This is a genomic window from Klenkia terrae, from assembly GCF_900491935.1.
Lineage (GTDB): Bacteria > Actinomycetota > Actinomycetes > Mycobacteriales > Geodermatophilaceae > Klenkia > Klenkia terrae.
Genome location: NZ_UEXK01000004.1, coordinates 3,575,689 through 3,592,591 on the forward strand (window position 1 = coordinate 3,575,689; position 16,903 = coordinate 3,592,591).

Sequence of the window (16,903 nt, forward strand, 5' to 3'; positions counted from 1 at the left end):
CGTTGGTTCCACCGCTGCTGAGGACGTGTTGTGTTCGAGACCCTCTCCGACCGGCTCGACAAGGTCTTCACCGGGCTGCGCGGCAAGGGCCGCCTGTCCGAGGCCGACATCGACGCCACGGCCCGCGAGATCCGCATCGCGCTGCTCGAGGCCGACGTCGCGCTGCCAGTGGTGCGCGAGTTCATCACCGCGATCAAGGAGCGGGCCCGCGGCGCCGAGGTCAGCCAGGCGCTGAACCCGGCGCAGCAGATCATCAAGATCGTCAACGAGGAGCTGATCGGCGTCCTCGGCGGGGAGACCCGGCGGATCCGCTACGCCAAGAACTCCCCGACGGTGATCATGCTGGCCGGCCTGCAGGGCGCCGGCAAGACCACGCTGGCCGGCAAGCTCGGCCGCTGGCTCAAGGCGCAGGGGCACACCCCGCTGCTGGTGGCCTGCGACCTGCAGCGCCCCAACGCGGTCAACCAGCTGTCCATCGTCGCCGGCCAGGCCGGCGTGGACGTCTACGCCCCGCAGCCGGGCAACGGGGTGGGCGACCCGGTCGCGGTGGCCCGTGAGTCGATCGAGCACGCGCGGCGCACCATGCACGACGTCGTCGTCGTCGACACCGCCGGCCGGCTGGGCATCGACGCCGAGCTGATGGCCCAGGCCGCCGGCATCCGCGACGCCGTCCAGCCCGACGAGACGCTCTTCGTCGTCGACGCGATGATCGGCCAGGACGCCGTCACCACCGCGATCGCCTTCCAGGAGGGCGTCGGGTTCTCCGGCGTCGTGCTCACCAAGCTCGACGGCGACGCCCGCGGTGGTGCCGCGCTGTCGGTGCGCGGGGTGACCGGGCAGCCGATCATGTTCGCGTCGACCGGTGAGAAGCTCGCCGACTTCGACGTCTTCCACCCCGAGCGGATGGCCTCGCGCATCCTCGGGATGGGCGACGTCCTCACCCTGATCGAGCAGGCCGAGCAGGCCTTCGACGCCGACCAGGCCGAGGCCATGGCGAGCAAGCTCGCCAGCCGCGAGGGCTTCACCCTCGAGGACTTCCTCGAGCAGATGATGGCCATCCGCAAGATGGGCCCGATCGCCAACCTGCTGAAGATGCTGCCCGGCGCCGGGCAGATGAAGGAGCAGCTGGCGAACATCGACGACCGCGACCTCGACCGCACCGCGGCGATCATCCGGTCGATGACCCCGGGGGAGCGGGTCACCCCCAAGATCATCAACTCCTCCCGCAAGGTGCGCATCGCCAACGGCTCCGGCGTCACCGTCACCGAGGTGAACTCGCTGCTGGAGCGGTTCGTGCAGGCCCAGAAGATGATGGGCCAGATGGCCGGCTCCATGGGCATGCCGGGCATGGGCCCGATGTCGAAGAAGGCCCGCGGCCGGCAGCAGCAGGCGGTCGCCCGCAAGGGCAAGAAGGGCAAGAAGGCTCCGGCCCGCCGGCAGATCGGTGCGGGGTCCGGCATGCCACCGGGCGGGATCCCGGGCCTGCCGCCGGGCCAGGCGATGCCGGACCTGAGCAAGCTGGACTTCAGCCAGTTCAAGGACCGCTGACCGCCGTGCTGCACCTGTCGGGGGTGCTGCTGCCCGAGGGCGAGCAGCGCGACCTGTGGGTGCGGGACGGCGCGATCACCTTCGAGCGGGTGCCCGGCGCCGAGACGGTCTCCCGGGGCGGCTTCGTGCTGCCCGGGCTGGTCGACGCGCACTGCCACGTGGGCATCGCCCGCGGCGGCGGCCCCGTCGACGACCTCACCGCCGCCCGGGAGCAGGCGCTGGTCGAGCGGGACGCCGGGGTGCTGCTGCTGCGCGACTGCGGCTCCCCGGTCGACACCCGGGCGCTGGACGACGACCCCGCCCTGCCGCGGATCCTGCGCGCCGGGCGGCACGTGGCCCGGGAGCGCCGCTACATCCCCGGGCTGGCCGTCGAGGTCGAGCCGGCCGACCTGGTCGAGGAGGTGCGCCGGCAGGCCCGCCGCGGCGACGGCTGGGTGAAGCTGGTCGGCGACTGGATCGACCGCAGCGCCGGTGACCTGGGTCCGCTGTGGCCCGACGACGTGCTGGCCGCCGCGGTCTCGGCCGCGCACGCCGAGGGCGCTCGGGTCACCGCGCACACCTTCGGCACCGACGCGCTGCCGGGCCTGGTCGGGGCCGGCATCGACTGCATCGAGCACGGCACCGGCCTGACCGAGGACCTGATCGGCGAGATGGCCGCGCGCGGCACGGCCGTCGTCCCGACGCTGGTGAACGTGGCGCACTTCCCGGGCTTCGCCGACGCGGGGGAGCGCAAGTTCCCGTCCTACGCCTCGACGATGCGTCGGCTGCACGCCTCGTCGGGGGCCGTCGTCCGGGCGGCGTACGAGGCCGGGGTGCCGGTGTTCGCCGGCACCGACGCCGGCGGCGGGATCGACCACGGGGTGGTCGCCGACGAGATCCGCGCGCTGCACGCCGCCGGGCTGCCGCGCGCCGCCGCGCTGGCCGCCGGCTCGTGGGCCGCGCGGGAGTGGCTGGGCCTGCCCGGCCTGGTGGAGGGCGCGCCCGCCGACCTGGTCGTCTACGCCACCGACCCGCGGGAGGACCTGGACGCCCTGACCGGCCCCGAGCTGACCCTCCTCCGCGGCCGGGTGGTCAGCGCTCCCCGGAGTTGATCATCGTCATCCGCAGGTCGGACCCGCCGCCCGCCGGCGTGTCCCACCTGCACCTCACGATGATCAACGAGGCAGCTCGAGCTTGAACCCGGTGTGCGAGGCGCGGAAGCCCAGGCGCTCGTAGAAGCGGTGGGCGTCGGCGCGCTGCGCGTCGTTGGTGAGCTGGATCAGCGCGCACCCCCGTCCCGCTGCCTCCTCGACCGCCCAGCGCACCAGCGCGGACCCCAGCCCGGAGCCGCGGTGGTCGCGGTGCACCCGGACCGCCTCGACCTGCCCGCGCCGTGCTCCGCCGCGGGACAGGGAGGTCAGCACGCTGAGCTGCAGGGTCCCCACCACCATGTGCTCGGCCTCGGCGACGACCAGCAGGTGCGCCGGGTCGGCGTCCACCTCGGCGAACGCGCGCCGGTACGGGGCCAGGTCGGTCGGTGACTCCCGCGTGCGACCCAGCGGGTCGTCGGCGAGCAGCCCGACCAGGGCGGGGACGTCGTCGGCCCGGGCCCGGCGCAGGGTCGCCGCGGGGGTGAGCGCCACGGACAGGTCCACGCCGGCACCGTAAACCGGTCGCGGGTGGCCCGGAGGGTGCTGGGAGGATGCAGCCCGTGCTGCTCAAGATGTCCACCCTGTTCGTGCGCACCCTCCGGGACGACCCGGCCGACGCCGAGGTCCCCAGCCACCGTCTGCTCGCCCGCGGCGGGTACATCCGCCGGGCGGCCCCCGGTGGGTTCACCTGGCTGCCGCTGGGCTGGCGGGTGCTGCGCAACGTGGAGCGGATCGTCCGCGAGGAGATGGACGCGATGGGCGCCCAGGAGGTGCACTTCCCGGCCCTGCTGCCCCGCGAGCCCTACGAGGCCACCGGCCGCTGGACCGAGTACGGGGACAACGTGTTCCGGCTCAAGGACCGCCGGGGCGCCGACTTCCTGCTCGGCCCCACCCACGAGGAGATGTTCACGCTCCTGGTGAAGGACCTCTACGGCTCCTACAAGGACCTGCCGGTCTCGCTGTACCAGATCCAGACCAAGTACCGGGACGAGGCGCGGCCCCGGGCCGGGCTGTTCCGCACCCGCGAGTTCGTCATGAAGGACAGCTACAGCTTCGACGTCGACGACGCCGGGCTCGAGCGCTCCTACGCCGCCCACCGCGAGGCCTACACCCGGGTCTTCGAGCGGCTGGGCCTGGAGTACGTCATCGTCTCGGCGACGTCGGGGGCCATGGGCGGCTCCCGGTCCGAGGAGTTCCTGACCCCGACGGCCATCGGCGAGGACACCTTCGTCCGCTCGGCCGGCGGCTACGCGGCCAACGTGGAGGCGGTCACCACCGTCGTCCCCGAGTCGATCCCGCTCAAGGGCCTGCCCGCCGCGCACGTCGAGGACACCCCCGACACCCCGACCATCGACACCCTGGTGGCCGTCGCCGTCGAGCGCTTCCCGGACGCCGGGTACACCGCGGCGCACACGCTGAAGAACGTCGTCGTCCAGCTGCGGCACCCCGACGGCACCGCGCAGCCGCTGGTCATCGGCCTGCCCGGCGACCGGGACGTGGACACCAAGCGGCTGGAGGCCCAGGTGGCCCCGGCCGAGGTCGAGCCGTTCACCGACTTCGCCGCGCACCCCGCGCTGGTCAAGGGCTACATCGGGCCGCAGGTGCTGGGGGAGGAGTCGGCCTCGGGCATCCGCTACCTGGTCGACCCCCGCGTGGTCCCCGGCACCCGCTGGATCACCGGGGCCAACGAGCCCGGCAAGCACGTCTTCGACCTCGCCGCCGGCCGGGACTTCACCTGGGACGGCGTGATCGAGGCCGCCGAGGTGCGCGCCGGCGACCCCGCCCCCGACGGCTCGGGCCCCCTGGAGCTCGCCCGCGGGGTCGAGATGGGCCACGTGTTCGCCCTGGGCCGCAAGTACGCCGAGGCGCTGGACCTCAAGGTGCTCGACGAGAACGGCAAGCTGGTCACGGTGACCATGGGCTCCTACGGCATCGGGGTCTCCCGGGCCGTGGCCGCGATCGCCGAGTCCACCCACGACGAGCTGGGCCTGGTCTGGCCGCGCGCGGTCGCCCCCGCCGACGTGCACGTCGTGGCCACCGGCAAGGACGCCGCGGTGTTCGAGGCTGCCCTCGCGCTGTCCCAGGAGCTGGTCGCCGCCGGGCTCACCGTGCTCTACGACGACCGGCCCAAGGTCAGCCCCGGCGTGAAGTTCAAGGACGCCGAGCTGCTCGGGATGCCGACCATCGTCACCGTCGGCCGCGGCCTGGTCGACGGCGTCCTGGAGCTGCGCGACCGGGCCACCGGCGAGCGCGAGGAGATCCCCGTCGACGGCGCGGCCGCCGCCGTCCTGGCCGCCGTCCGCGGCTGACGCCCCCGGCGTGGATCAGCTCAGCTGATCCACGTCCGTCCTGGCTCACCGACGCCGGTGAGCCAGGACGCACGGTGCTGCACCCAGCTGATCCACGCCGGTCAGCGGGCGACCAGCTCCACCTCGAAGCCGTCGGCGTCCTCCAGGTAGGCGGCGCGGTGGTCCGGGCCGCCGGCGAACGGGTGCCGGTCGCCGAAGAACAACCGCCACCCGTGGGACGGCGCCGCGGCCACCAGCTCGTCCAGGTGGCCGGCCGCGACGTGGAACGCCAGCAGAAGGACCCCGTCCCCCTCACGACTCGCAAGCTCGCCGCGAGCCTCTGGACGGGGCCGAGCACCACGTACAGGTCGCCGTCCCGCCACGACCGCCCGTGGTCCCACGCCTGGTACGGCTGCGCGCCCAGCGCCGTCAGCAACCACCCCCACGAGCGCTCGGCGCGCGTGAGGTCGGGCACCCACAGCTCCAGGTGGTGCAGCAGCATCCGGCGTCCTCCTGTCGTCTGGCATGATGAGCGGTCGAACACGTGACCCGGCGGCCCTCTCACCGTCGACGAGCGTGTCCAGCCGCACCGCCCCCGGACGCAACCCCACACGTCTGCCGGGGTGGGCACCCCGAATCTCGTACGAGGAGCACACCACACACCGTGGCCACCAAGATCAAGCTCATGCGTCTCGGCAAGAAGCGCGCGCCGTACTACCGCATCGTCGTCGCCGACGCCCGCACCAAGCGCGATGGCCGGTCGATCGAGACCATCGGTCTGTACCACCCCAAGGAGGACCCCTCCTACATGGAGGTCGACGCCGAGCGCGCGGCCTACTGGCTCGGTGTCGGCGCCCAGCCGACCGAGGCCGTGGCCGCGATCTTCCGCGTGACCGGTGACTGGCAGAAGTTCAAGGGCGAGCCGGCGCCGGCCCCCATGCGCGTCGCCGAGCCCAAGCCGGACAAGAAGGCCACCTACGAGGAGGCCGCCCGTGCGGCCGCCGACGAGCCCGCCGCCGGTGCCACCACGCCGAAGAAGAAGGCTGCGGTCAAGGCCGACGCCACCCCCGAGGCCGAGGCCAAGCTGGCCGAGAACGCCCCTGCCGACGGCTCCGCCGGCAAGACGGCCGCCGAGTAACCCGTGCTCGAAGAAGCGCTCGAGCACCTGGTCAAGGGCATCGTCGACAACCCCGACGACGTCGCCGTCGACCTGATCGACGGCCGCCGCGGCAAGACCCTCGAGGTCCGGGTGCACCCCGAGGACCTGGGCAAGGTGATCGGCCGCGGCGGGCGCACCGCCAAGGCGCTGCGCCAGGTCATGACCGGTGTCGGGGGGCGCGGCCTGCGGGTCGACGTCGTCGACACCGACGGGCGCTGAGCACCACCCCGCACCCGCAGGACAGCTCACCGGACACCGTGGTGGTCGGCCGCATCGGCCGGCCCCACGGTGTCCGTGGTGAGGTGACCGTCGAGGTGCGCACGGACGACCCCGACCGCCGCTTCACCGCCGGCGCGGTGCTGGCCACCGAGCCGGCCGAGCGCGGCCCGCTCACTGTCGAGTCGGTCAAATGGCACTCGGGCACGCTCCTGCTGCGGATCGCCGGGGTCGAGGACCGGCAGGCCGCCGAGGCCATCCGCAACACGATGCTCGTGGTCGAGGTCGCCGACCTCCCCGAGCTCGACGACGACTCGTTCTACGACCACCAGCTCGTCGGGCTCACCGTCCAGCTGGTCGACGGCACCGTGGTGGGCACCGTGTCCGGGGTCCGGCACGACGCCGCCGAGCTGCTCGTCGTCCGCCGCCCCGGCACCCACGACCTGCTGGTGCCGTTCGTGACCGCGATCGTGCCGACCGTCGACCTGGCCGCCGGCCACCTGGTCCTGACCCCGCCCGAGGGGCTGCTGGAGCTGTGAGGATCGACGTCCTCACGATCTTCCCGGAGTACCTCGCCCCGCTCGGCCAGGCGCTGCTGGGCAAGGCCGCGGCCAAGGGCCTGGTCGAGATCGGCGTGCACGACCTGCGCCGGTGGACCGACGACGTGCACCGCACCGTCGACGACAGCCCCTACGGCGGTGGCCCCGGGATGGTCATGCGCCCCGAGCCGTGGGGCCGCGCGCTGGCCGAGGTCCGCCCGCCCGGCACCCGGCTGGTCGTGCCCACCCCTGCGGGCCGGCCGTTCACCCAGGCCGTCGCCGCGCAGTGGGCCACCGAGCCCGGCCTGGTGTTCGCCTGCGGCCGCTACGAGGGCATCGACCAGCGGGTCGCCGACGCCGCGGCCGCCGCCGGCCCGGTGTCCGAGGTCAGCATCGGTGACTACGTGCTGGCCGGTGGGGAGTCCGCCGTCCTGGTGATGGTCGAGGCGGTCACCCGGCTGCTGCCCGGCGTGGTCGGAAACGCCGAGTCCGTGGAGTTCGACTCGCACGCCGACGGCCTGCTGGAGGGCCCGTCCTACACCCGACCGGCCGTCTGGGAGGGGCACGCAGTGCCCCCGGTGCTGCTGTCCGGCGACCACGCGGCCATCGCCCGCTGGCGGCGGGCCGAGTCGATCCGGCGCACCGCCGACCGCCGTCCCGACCTGCTGGCCGGGGTGGAGCTGACCGCGGCCGACCGCGCCGCGCTGGACGCCGACGCGTGAGCTGGGTCCGGCCCACCGCCCGCGTGCTGGTGCTGTCGCCGGAGGGCCGGGTGCTGCTGCTGGGGGCCCGGCTGACCGGTCCGGACGCCGTCCCCGGGGACGTCCTGTTCTGGTACACCCCCGGCGGCGGCGTCGAGGACGGCGAGACGCTGCGGGCGGCCGCCGCCCGGGAGCTGGCCGAGGAGGTCGGGCTGGTCGTCGCGCCCGAGGACCTGGAGGGCCCGGTGTGGCTGCGCCGGCACCTGGGCCGGTTCGGCGATGAGGAGATCGACAGCCGCGAGACCTTTTTCGTCCTGCGCGGCGTCGAGCACGTGGTGCAGGTCGGGGCCCGCACGGAGCTCGAGGTGCTGGCCGACGAGCCGCACCGCTGGTGGAGCCGGGACGAGGTGTCCGCGTCGGGGGAGGCGTTCGCCCCCGGAGACCTCGCCGACCTGCTCCCCGGCCTGGTGGTCGGGCCCTGGACCGGCCCGCCGCGGGTGGTCGAGGGCTGAGATCACAGGCCCCCGGCACCCGGGGGCCGGCAGGTGTGGCAGGATAGGACGCTGCTGCTGCCGCTCTGCATCGAGCGCGGTTCCCCGGATCAGACGCCGAGGCCGCTGCGCGCCCGGCAGGCAGCCCGGATACAGACACCGCTAGGACTGAGGACTGCTGCGATGAACACCCTGGACGCCCTCGACGCCGAGTCGCTGCGCGACGACATCCCCGACTTCCGCCCCGGGGACACCGTGAAGGTGCACGTGCGGGTCATCGAGGGCACCCGCTCGCGCATCCAGGTGTTCCAGGGCGTCATCCTGCGTCGCCAGGGCGGCGGGATCCGCGAGACCTTCACCGTCCGCAAGGTCAGCTTCGGCGTCGGCGTGGAGCGCACCTTCCCGGTGCACACCCCGGTCGTCGAGCAGATCGAGGTGCTGACCCGCGGTGACGTCCGCCGGGCCAAGCTGTACTACCTCCGCGACCTGCGCGGCAAGGCCGCCAAGATCAAGGAGAAGCGCGAGGTCCGCGAGGCCGTCGCCCGCTGACCCTGCGCCACCCGCACCACCCCAGCACCACCCAGGACGGCCCGGCTGCGACACGCAGCCGGGCCGTCCTGCGTCCCGGGGGGCTCGTCGGCGGCGGACCGTACGCTGACCGGCGATGAGCACCGACCGGGCACGCGGCCCCGCCGACGACGACAGCGCCGGCCACCGCGCCGAGGGTGCCCGCGCCGAGGTGCCGGTCGGGCGGTTCTCCCGCCGCGCCCGCCGCCGCGACCGCGAGGAGCAGAAGAAGGGGTCGCTGCTCAAGGAGCTGCCGATCCTGCTGGTCGTCGCGTTCGTGCTGGCCCTGCTGGTCAAGACCTTCCTCGTGCAGGCCTTCTTCATCCCCTCGGGGTCGATGGAGACCACGCTGCACGGCTGCACCGGCTGCACGGGGGACCGGGTGCTGGTCACCAAGCCGCCCTACTGGTTCTCCGACCCGCAGCCCGGCGACATCGTCGTCTTCCAGGGCCCGGACACCTGGACGCCGGAGGTCGAGGTCGCCGAGCCCACCAACTGGTTCTCCTCGGCGGCGCTGTTCCTGGGCCGGGCGATCGGGGTGGCCCCGCCCAGCGAGGACGACTACGTCAAGCGGGTCATCGCCACCGGCGGCCAGACCGTGCTGTGCTGCGACGACCAGGGCCGCATCACCGTCGACGGCCAGCCGCTGGACGAGCCGTACATCTACCAGAACACCCCGCCGGAGTCCCGTCCGTTCGGACCGGTCACCGTGCCCGAGGGACGGCTCTGGGTGATGGGCGACCACCGGTCGGCGTCGGCGGACTCCCGCTCCCACGTCTCCGACCAGTACTCCGGGACGATCGCCGTGGACGACGTGATCGGCAAGGCCTCGGTCATCGTCTGGCCGTTCAGCCGGTTCACCTTCCTGGACAGCCCGGACATCCAGCCCCAGCAGGTCGAGGGTGCCGCGCCGCAGGCCGACGTGGTGGCCGTGGCCCCGGTCCTGCTCGGCCTGGCCGGTGCCGTGCCGGTCACCGCCTGGCGCCGTCGCCGGTACGGCTGATCCGCGACTCCATTCGGGAATGGCATTGCGTGTTTCTGGTGGTGTTCGAGAAAAATCATCAGAAAGTGTTCAAGCACCCCGTGGGGTGAGTCGATGAACTCATTGTCAGTTATCGCTCTCGAAACGGAGAAATCGCAATGTCCAGCACCCCGGCCGGAACGACCCGCGGCGTCACCCGCGTGCTGCTGCTCGCCGACGCCCCGGTCCTGCGCCGCGGCCTGGTCAGCATGATCAACGAGACCGCCGGCATGCAGGCCGTCGGCGTCCCCGGCGAGGTCCGCCGCGCGCTCACCCTGGTCGAGTCCGCCCGCCCCGACGCCGTCGTCGTCGAGCTGGGTGCCGGCCGCGCCGCCACCCTGAACGTCTGCCGCGACCTGCGCCGCCGCTACCCCCGCGTCGCCATCGTCGCCCTGGCCACCTCCGAGGACCCGGCCGTGGTGAACGAGGCCCTGGCCGCCGGCATCCGCGGCTACCTGCTGATGAACACCTCGCCCACGCTGCTGGGCTGGTCCGTGCTGGCCGCCCGCGCCGGGCGCACCGTCGTCGACCCCCAGATCCGTCGGGTGGAGCCCAGCGAGGTGCCCGCCGCCAAGGAGCTCACCCCCTCCGTGCCGCTGACCCGGCGCGAGTCCGATGTCCTCGACGAGCTCATCCAGGGCCAGAGCAACCGCGCCATCGGCCGGAACCTGTTCATCAGCGAGGACACCGTCAAGAGCCACGTCAAGGCCATCTTGCGCAAGCTGGGTGCCCGCGACCGGGCGCACGCCGTCTCGCTGGTGCTCTCGGCCCGCAACGGCAGCACCTGCACCTGCTCGCACGGCCACACCGCCGAGGCCCCCGCCGACGTCGAGGCCGCCGCGGTCTGACCCCCCGACCCGTGCGGTCGGGGTGTCCGCCTCCTCGGCGCCCCGGCCGCACTCCCACCCTCCGACCCCCGGGCCGGTCCCCGTCGCCCGGGGGCCGGCCCGTGACCCGTCCCGGGCGTCGTAGGGTCGGGAGGCGATGTCTGCTCCCGCCCGCCGTGCCGACGCCCGGCCCGACGCCCTCTGGTCCATGGAGGGCTCCCTGCGCCGCCGCGGGTTCGCCGCCGTCGCCGGCGCGGACGAGGCCGGGCGCGGTGCCTGCGCCGGACCGCTGGTGGCCGCGGCGTGCATCCTCCCGGCCGGACGACGGGGCCGGGTGCCCGGCCTGGCCGACTCCAAGCTGCTCACCGCCGCCGCCCGCGAACGCGTCTACGCCGAGGTCGTCGACCGCGCCCTGGCCTGGTCGGTGGTCGTCGTCGACGTCCCCGAGCTCGACGAGCGCGGCATGCACGTCACCAACATCGAGGCCCTGCGCCGCGCGGTGGGCACGCTGGCGGTCACGCCGGACTACGTGCTCACCGACGGCTTCCCGGTGCCCGGGCTCGCCCAGCCAGGCCTGGCGGTGTGGAAGGGCGACCGGGTCGCAGCCTGCGTCGCGGCGGCGTCCGTGCTGGCCAAGGTCACCCGGGACGCGATGATGGTCGACCTGCACGGCCGGTTCCCGCACTACGAGTTCGACGTGCACAAGGGCTACATCACCGACCTGCACACCGCCGCGCTGGACCGGTTCGGCCCCTGCCCGGAGCACCGGCACCGGTTCGTCAACGTGGCCCGGGCCCGCGACGCGCACGCCGCGCGGACCGCCCCCGGGACCGCGCGCGGCCCGATGGACGATGATGGCCGCGTGCACCAGTCCCCGACGCCCGTGGAGAACTCGCGATGAGCACCGAGGACCTCGAGAAGTACGAGACCGAGATGGAGCTGCAGCTCTACCGGGAGTACAAGGACATCGTCCGGCAGTTCTCCTACGTGGTGGAGACCGAGCGGCGGTTCTACCTGGCCAACTCGGTCGACCTGCAGGGGCGGGGGGGCGGCGGCGAGGGCTACTTCGAGCTGTAGCTGTCCGCCGCCTGGGGCTGGGGCATGTACCGACCGGCCCGGTTCGTCAAGAACGTGCGGGTCGTGACGTTCAAGGACGTCAACGTCGAGGAGCTGGACAAGCCCGACCTCGAGCTGCCGGAGAACCCGCGGATCACCTGATCCCCAGCACATCCGCGCCGGTCGTGCGCGCCGTCGTCCACATCCGGGGGCGCCGTCCACAGATCGGCGCCGGGCACCCCGCGGAGCACGTGTGCGCGGAACGGTGACGGGGTGCCCCCACCTCCCGCCCGTCCACCGCTCACCAGGTCCCAGCTCGGCGCCCTCGGCGAGGACATCGCCGTCCGGTACCTCACCGACCACGGCCTGCTCGTGCTGGACCGCAACTGGCGGCACGCCCGCGGGGAGCTCGACGTGGTGGCCCGCGAGGCCGACGCGCTGGTGTTCTGCGAGGTGAAGACCCGGCGCGGCACCGGCTACGGCGTCCCGGCCGAGGCGGTCACGGCGGTCAAGCGCCGCCGGCTGCGGACGCTGTCCGGGTTGTGGCTGCAGGCGCACGAGGCGCACGCCGCGCAGCTGCGGTTCGACGTCGTCGCCGTGCTGGCCCTGCCCGGCCGCCCGGTCCAGGTCACCCACCACCGGGCAGCGTTCTGATGCTGGCCCGCACCTGGTCGGTGGGTCTGGCCGGCGTCACCGGCACGCCCGTCGAGGTCGAGGTGGACAACGCGCAGGGCCTGCCGGGCATCGCCCTGGTCGGCCTGCCCGACGCCGTGGTCCGCCAGTCGCTGGACCGCGTCCGCGCGGCGCTGGGCAACGTCGGCCACGCCCTGCCGCAGCGCAAGTTCACGATCGGGCTGTCCCCGGCCTCGATGCCCAAGCAGGGCAGCGGGTTCGACATGGCCATCGCGGTCGGGCTGCTGGCCGCGTGCCAGGTGGTGCCGCGCACCGGGTTGGACGACCTGGTGTTCCTGGGCGAGCTCGGGCTCGACGGCTCGGTCCGCGCCGTGCGGGGCGTTCTCCCGGCCGTCCTGGCCGCCTCGCGGACCGGGCGCACCCGGGTGGTGGTGGCCCGGGCCAACGCCGACGAGGCGTCCCTGGTGCCCGGGGTGGAGGTGCTGGCGGTCGGCGAGCTGGCCGAGGTCCTCGCCCACCTGGCCGGCCGGGTCCGGGTGGCGCCGCACCGGCGCCGTCCCCGTGGCCCGCCCGCGCCGGGGCCCGCCCTGTCCGACGTGGTCGGTCAGGCCACCGGCCGCCGGGCACTGGAGGTGGCCGCGGCGGGCGGGCACCACCTGTTCCTGTCCGGTCCACCGGGTGCGGGCAAGACCATGCTCGCCGAGCGGCTGCCCGGATTGCTGCCGGCGCTGGCCGACGACCTGGCGACCGAGGTCACCGCGATCGCGTCGGTGGCCGGCACGCTGCCGCCCGGTGCACCGCTGATCACCCGGCCGCCGTTCGAGGCGCCGCACCACTCGGCGACCGCGGTCAGCCTGGTCGGCGGCGGCTCCGGGCAGATCCGGCCCGGCGCGCTGTCCCGGGCGCACGCCGGCGTCCTCTTCCTGGACGAGGCGCCCGAGTTCCCGCGGGCGGTGCTGGACACCCTCCGCCAGCCGCTCGAGCGGGGCACGGTGACCATCCACCGGGCGCACGGGTCGGCCACCTTCCCGTGCCGCTCCCAGCTCGTCCTGGCCGCCAACCCGTGCCCCTGCGCCTCCCCGGCCGGCGACGCGTCCTGCACCTGCGGCTCGGTCGAGCGCCGCCGGTACGCCGCGCGGCTGTCGGGCCCGCTGCTGGACCGGGTCGACCTCCGGGTGCAGTTGCCGCCGGTCACCCGGGCCGGCTGGCTGGACGGCCGCACCACGCCGGAGTCGACGGCCGCCGTCGCCACCCGGGTGGAGCAGGCCCGCGCCGCCGCGGCCGACCGGCTGGCCGGCACCGGCCTGCGGACGACGGCCGAGGTGCCCGGACGGCTGCTGCGCGAGAGGTGGCCGGTGCCGCGGGGTGCGCTGCAGCTGGCCGAGCGCGCCCTCGAGCGCGGCGCGCTGTCGGTGCGGGGGCTGGACCGGGTGATCCGGGTGTCCTGGACGATCGCCGACCTGGCCGGCCGGGCCGTCCCCGGGGCCGACGAGGTGGCCGAGGCCCTGGGGCTGCGGCTGACCGGGGCAGCGGCGTGAGCGCGGTGCCGGGCGGCCCGCTGCCGGCCGCCCTCGCCGGGGACGCCGACGAACCCGGGCGGTCGCGCCGCGCGCGGGCGTGGCTGTCCCGCGCCTTCGAGCCGGGCGCGGCGGAGGTGGTGCGCTGGGTGGAGCAGCAGGGTCCGGTCGCCGCCGTCCGCGCCCTGCTGCGGGGGTCTGCGCCGCCCCGGGTGCTCGCCCTCGCCGGCTCCCGGCTGGCCGAGGACCGCACGGCCGACGACCTGGCGGCCGCGGCCCGGATCGGCGCGCGGCTGGTCACCCCGGAGGACGAGGAGTGGCCGACGGTGGCCCTGCACTGCCTGACCGTCGCCGCCGCGGGCGGGGCCCAGGGCGGCGACCGGACGACGGCGCTGGTGCCCCCGCTGGCGCTGTGGGTGCGGGGGCGGCCGCGGCTGGACCACGCCACGGTCCGGTCGGTGGCCGTGGTGGGGTCCCGGGCGAGCACCGCCTACGGCAACCACGTGGCCGCCGACCTCGCCGCCGGGCTGGCCGACCGCGGGTGGTCGACGGTGTCCGGGGGAGCGCTGGGCATCGACGCCGCCGCGCACCGCGGCGCGCTGGCCGCCGGCGGCACGACGGTGGCGGTGCTGGCGTGCGGGGTCGACCGGGTCTACCCGCGGCAGCACGAGGCGCTGTTCGCCGCCGTGCTGGCCGAGGGCCTGCTGGTCAGCGAGTGGCCGCCGGGCTGCGCGTCGCTGGGGCACCGCTTCCTGGTCCGCAACCGGCTGATCGCGGCGCTGACCGCCGGCACGGTGGTGGTCGAGGCGGCGGCCAGGTCGGGCGCGCAGGCCACCGCCCACCGGGCCCGCGGCCTGGGCAAGGTGGTGATGGCCGTCCCCGGCCCGGTCACCAGCGCGATGAGCGTGGGCTGCCACCAGCTGCTGCGCGCCGACGACGGTGTGCAGCTGGTCAGCTCGGCCGCCGAGGTGCTGGAGGCGGTGGGGGAGCTGGGGGTCGACCTGGCCGACCCGCCCGCGCGGCCCGACGACGTCCGCGACGACCTGCCCGACGTGGCCCGGCGGGTGCTGGACGCCTGCCCGGTGCGGGTCGGCGTGCCGCCCGAGCGGCTGGCCGCGATCGCCGGCTGCGCCGAGCTCGACGCGCTGCGGGTGCTCCCGGTGCTGGAGCTGCACGGGCTGGTCGAGCGCACCGGCACCGGCTGGCGGGGGGCGCGGGGGAGGAGCTCGACGGTGCACGCTCGGTGATCGGCTGCGACGGCGCTCACCCGGGGGCCTGCACCTGCGTGCCCGAGGGGATGGCGTGCGCGGCGTGGCCGGTTGACCAGCCGGGGCGGCCTCGCGCAGGCTCGCCGTCATGACCAGCCGGACCGCCCTGGCGCGTGCGGCGCTGCCGCCGACGCTGGCCGAGCCGCTGGACGCCTGGGTCGAGCACCTGGTCGCCGGGCGGGACCTGTCCGCGCACACGGTCCGCGCCTACACCGGTGACGTGGTCTCGCTGCTGGACCACCTGGTGCGCCTGGGCGGGACCCGGGTGACCGACCTGGACCTCGCGGCGCTGCGCAGCTGGCTGGCGCTCGGGCGCACCCGGGGCGACAGCCGGGCCACCACCGCCCGCCGCGCCGCCTCCGCGCGCGGGTTCACCGCCCACCTGCGGCGCAGCGGCCTGACGACGGAGGACGTCGGCCTGCGGCTGGCCAGCCCCCGGGCGCACCGCACCCTCCCCGACGTGCTGACCGCCGACCAGGCGCGGGCGGTGGCCGAGGTGCCCCGCCCGGTGGCCGCGGACGCCCCGCCCGCCGAGGCCGCCCTCGCGCTGCGCGACGCGCTGGCCGTGGACCTGCTCTACGCCAGCGGCATCCGGGTGGCCGAGCTGGTCGGCCTGGACGTCGACGACGTGGACCACGGCCGGCGGCTGCTGCGGGTGCTGGGCAAGGGCCGCAAGGAGCGCAGCGTCCCGTTCGGCGTCCCGGCCGAGCAGGCACTGCGCCGCTGGCTGGCCGACGGCCGCCCGCTGCTGGCCCGCGAGGGCAGCGGACCGGCGCTGCTGCTGGGCGTGCGCGGCGCGCGGATCGACCCCCGGGAGGTGCGCCGGGTGGTGCACGCGGCCACCGCGGCGGTGCCCGGGGCGCCCGAGCTGGGCCCGCACGGGCTGCGGCACTCAGCCGCCACGCACGTGCTGGAGGGGGGCGCGGACCTGCGGTCGGTCCAGGAGCTGCTCGGTCACGCTAGCCTCGCGACGACGCAGATCTACACGCACGTGACGGTCGAGCGGCTCCGGGCGGTCCATGCGGCAGCCCATCCGCGGGCCTGAGGAGGAGCACACGGTGACGGGGACGACCAGCACGGCACAGGAGCGCTCGCGTGGCTGAGGCCCGGGTGGACGACCAGGCGGCCCGGGACGCGGACGCCGCGCTGGCCGACCTGTGGGCCCGGTACGTCGCGGGCCGGGACGGCGGCCTGCGGGACCGGCTGATCCTGCACTACGCCCCCCTGGTCAAGTACGTGGCCGGGCGGGTCGGCTCCGGCCTCCCCGCGCACGTGGAGCAGGCCGACCTGGTCTCCTACGGCACGTTCGGCCTGATCGACGCGATCAGCCGCTACGAGCCCTCGCGCGAGGTCAAGTTCGAGAGCTACGCGATGGCCCGCATCCGCGGCGCGATCATCGACGAGCTGCGCTCCACCGACTGGATCCCGCGCTCGGTGCGGATGAAGGCCCGGGAGTTCGAGCGCACCGTGGCGTCGCTGGAGACCACGCTGCAGCGCAGCCCCACCGACAGCGAGGTCGCCGACGCGATGGGCGTCGAGGTGGAGGAGATCCGCAAGTTCCTCGGCCAGCTCTCGCTGGTCAACGTGGTGGCCCTCGACGAGCTCCTGGGCGACGACGACGGCGGCGCGCCGCGGCTGGTCGACACCCTCAAGGACACCTCCGCGCTGGACCCGCAGGCGATGGCCGAGCACGGCGAGGCCCGCCAGCTGCTGGCCCGCGCGGTGGAGCAGCTGCCCGACCGGGAGAAGGTCGTCGTGAGCCTCTACTACTTCGAGGGCCTCACCCTGGCCGAGATCGGCCGGGTGCTCGGGGTGACCGAGAGCCGGATCTGCCAGCTGCACACCAAGGCCGTGCTGCACCTGCGCACCAAGCTCGCCGACATCGCCTGAGCGCCGGTACCGCCGGGGGCCACATCCCGGCGTAGCACCCCCCTCGACCCGG

19 protein-coding genes and 1 pseudogene are annotated in these 16,903 nt (G+C 74.9%); 18 read left to right on the forward strand and 2 right to left on the reverse strand.

Translation table 11 applies throughout. From position 1 onward, the window contains the following. The first annotated feature begins 30 nt into the window (after positions 1-30). On the forward strand, positions 31-1,548 hold the full coding sequence (gene ffh / locus LFA75_RS17815) for a signal recognition particle protein (RefSeq protein ID WP_225234936.1): 1,518 nt from the start codon (positions 31-33) through the stop codon (positions 1,546-1,548). Positions 1,549-1,553: 5 nt separating this feature from the next. After that, positions 1,554-2,639 (forward strand): amidohydrolase family protein, encoded by a 1,086-nt coding sequence (locus tag LFA75_RS17820; protein WP_225234937.1) that lies wholly within the window; start codon positions 1,554-1,556, stop codon positions 2,637-2,639. Positions 2,640-2,702: 63 nt separating this feature from the next. Here the strand turns inward: LFA75_RS17820 and LFA75_RS17825 are convergent, their stop codons facing one another. Beyond that, on the reverse strand, positions 2,703-3,182 hold the full coding sequence (locus LFA75_RS17825; protein ID WP_225234938.1) for a GNAT family N-acetyltransferase: 480 nt from the start codon (positions 3,180-3,182) through the stop codon (positions 2,703-2,705). Positions 3,183-3,229: 47 nt separating this feature from the next. Between LFA75_RS17825 and LFA75_RS17830 the strand changes: the two genes are divergently transcribed. After that, positions 3,230-4,987, forward strand: coding sequence for a proline--tRNA ligase (locus tag LFA75_RS17830; protein WP_225234939.1), 1,758 nt, complete (start codon positions 3,230-3,232; stop codon positions 4,985-4,987). 101 nt (positions 4,988-5,088) lie between these two features. Here the strand turns inward: LFA75_RS17830 and LFA75_RS23895 are convergent, their stop codons facing one another. Then, positions 5,089-5,220 carry a VOC family protein gene (locus LFA75_RS23895; protein WP_263639389.1) on the reverse strand — a complete coding sequence of 44 codons (132 nt, stop codon included), beginning with the start codon at positions 5,218-5,220 and terminating at the stop codon, positions 5,089-5,091. Between the two features lie 410 nt (positions 5,221-5,630). Between LFA75_RS23895 and rpsP the strand changes: the two genes are divergently transcribed. The 15 genes and pseudogenes from rpsP (at position 5,631) to whiG (ending at position 16,851) form a co-directional block, all read left to right on the forward strand. Next, positions 5,631-6,104 carry a 30S ribosomal protein S16 gene (gene rpsP / locus LFA75_RS17835; protein ID WP_225234940.1) on the forward strand — a complete coding sequence of 158 codons (474 nt, stop codon included), beginning with the start codon at positions 5,631-5,633 and terminating at the stop codon, positions 6,102-6,104. A gap of 3 nt (positions 6,105-6,107) precedes the next feature. After that, positions 6,108-6,344 (forward strand): RNA-binding protein, encoded by a 237-nt coding sequence (locus LFA75_RS17840; protein WP_225234941.1) that lies wholly within the window; start codon positions 6,108-6,110, stop codon positions 6,342-6,344. Positions 6,345-6,385: 41 nt separating this feature from the next. Further along, positions 6,386-6,880, forward strand: a complete 495-nt coding sequence (rimM, locus tag LFA75_RS17845) for a ribosome maturation factor RimM (RefSeq protein WP_225234942.1) — start codon at positions 6,386-6,388, stop codon at positions 6,878-6,880. Next, the gene (trmD, locus tag LFA75_RS17850) at positions 6,877-7,602 is read left to right on the forward strand and encodes a tRNA (guanosine(37)-N1)-methyltransferase TrmD (RefSeq protein WP_225234943.1); all 726 of its coding nucleotides are present in this window, start codon (positions 6,877-6,879) and stop codon (positions 7,600-7,602) included. Before rimM ends, trmD begins: the two co-directional genes overlap by 4 nt. After that, on the forward strand, positions 7,599-8,093 hold the full coding sequence (locus tag LFA75_RS17855) for an NUDIX hydrolase (RefSeq protein WP_225234944.1): 495 nt from the start codon (positions 7,599-7,601) through the stop codon (positions 8,091-8,093). The genes trmD and LFA75_RS17855 overlap by 4 nt, the downstream gene beginning before the upstream one ends. 162 nt (positions 8,094-8,255) lie before the next feature. Then, positions 8,256-8,621, forward strand: coding sequence for a 50S ribosomal protein L19 (gene rplS / locus LFA75_RS17860; RefSeq protein ID WP_225234945.1), 366 nt, complete (start codon positions 8,256-8,258; stop codon positions 8,619-8,621). Positions 8,622-8,736: 115 nt separating this feature from the next. Next, positions 8,737-9,642, forward strand: a complete 906-nt coding sequence (gene lepB, locus LFA75_RS17865; RefSeq protein ID WP_225234946.1) for a signal peptidase I — start codon at positions 8,737-8,739, stop codon at positions 9,640-9,642. 137 nt (positions 9,643-9,779) lie between these two features. Continuing rightward, entirely contained in the window at positions 9,780-10,508 is a 729-nt protein-coding gene (locus LFA75_RS17870; protein WP_225234947.1) for a LuxR C-terminal-related transcriptional regulator, read from the forward strand. Between the two features lie 136 nt (positions 10,509-10,644). Beyond that, the gene (locus tag LFA75_RS17875; RefSeq protein ID WP_225234948.1) at positions 10,645-11,388 is read left to right on the forward strand and encodes a ribonuclease HII; all 744 of its coding nucleotides are present in this window, start codon (positions 10,645-10,647) and stop codon (positions 11,386-11,388) included. A gap of 32 nt (positions 11,389-11,420) precedes the next feature. Next, positions 11,421-11,705, forward strand: a pseudogene (locus LFA75_RS17880) (DUF2469 family protein). 111 nt (positions 11,706-11,816) lie between these two features. Beyond that, on the forward strand, positions 11,817-12,197 hold the full coding sequence (locus LFA75_RS17885) for a YraN family protein (protein WP_225234949.1): 381 nt from the start codon (positions 11,817-11,819) through the stop codon (positions 12,195-12,197). Beyond that, positions 12,197-13,714, forward strand: a complete 1,518-nt coding sequence (locus LFA75_RS17890) for a YifB family Mg chelatase-like AAA ATPase (protein WP_225234950.1) — start codon at positions 12,197-12,199, stop codon at positions 13,712-13,714. Before LFA75_RS17885 ends, LFA75_RS17890 begins: the two co-directional genes overlap by 1 nt. Continuing rightward, positions 13,711-14,940: a DNA-processing protein DprA gene (dprA, locus tag LFA75_RS17895; RefSeq protein ID WP_225234951.1), complete on the forward strand. Its 1,230-nt coding sequence runs from the start codon at positions 13,711-13,713 to the stop codon at positions 14,938-14,940. The genes LFA75_RS17890 and dprA overlap by 4 nt, the downstream gene beginning before the upstream one ends. A 109-nt stretch (positions 14,941-15,049) precedes the next feature. Then, positions 15,050-16,006 carry a tyrosine recombinase XerC gene (locus tag LFA75_RS17900; RefSeq protein WP_225234952.1) on the forward strand — a complete coding sequence of 319 codons (957 nt, stop codon included), beginning with the start codon at positions 15,050-15,052 and terminating at the stop codon, positions 16,004-16,006. A 50-nt stretch (positions 16,007-16,056) separates the two neighbouring features. Then, positions 16,057-16,851 carry an RNA polymerase sigma factor WhiG gene (gene whiG / locus LFA75_RS17905; protein WP_225234953.1) on the forward strand — a complete coding sequence of 265 codons (795 nt, stop codon included), beginning with the start codon at positions 16,057-16,059 and terminating at the stop codon, positions 16,849-16,851. Positions 16,852-16,903: the final 52 nt, after the last annotated feature.

Coding starts and splice junctions, on each gene's coding strand:
- LFA75_RS17830 (WP_225234939.1), top strand. CDS start 3,230: ATGCAGCCCGTGCTGCTCAAGATGTCCACCCTGTTCGTGCGCACCCTC.
- rplS (WP_225234945.1), top strand. CDS start 8,256: ATGAACACCCTGGACGCCCTCGACGCCGAGTCGCTGCGCGACGACATC.
- lepB (WP_225234946.1), top strand. CDS start 8,737: ATGAGCACCGACCGGGCACGCGGCCCCGCCGACGACGACAGCGCCGGC.
- LFA75_RS17870 (WP_225234947.1), top strand. CDS start 9,780: ATGTCCAGCACCCCGGCCGGAACGACCCGCGGCGTCACCCGCGTGCTG.
- LFA75_RS17875 (WP_225234948.1), top strand. CDS start 10,645: ATGTCTGCTCCCGCCCGCCGTGCCGACGCCCGGCCCGACGCCCTCTGG.
- LFA75_RS17890 (WP_225234950.1), top strand. CDS start 12,197: ATGCTGGCCCGCACCTGGTCGGTGGGTCTGGCCGGCGTCACCGGCACG.
- LFA75_RS17900 (WP_225234952.1), top strand. CDS start 15,050: ATGACCAGCCGGACCGCCCTGGCGCGTGCGGCGCTGCCGCCGACGCTG.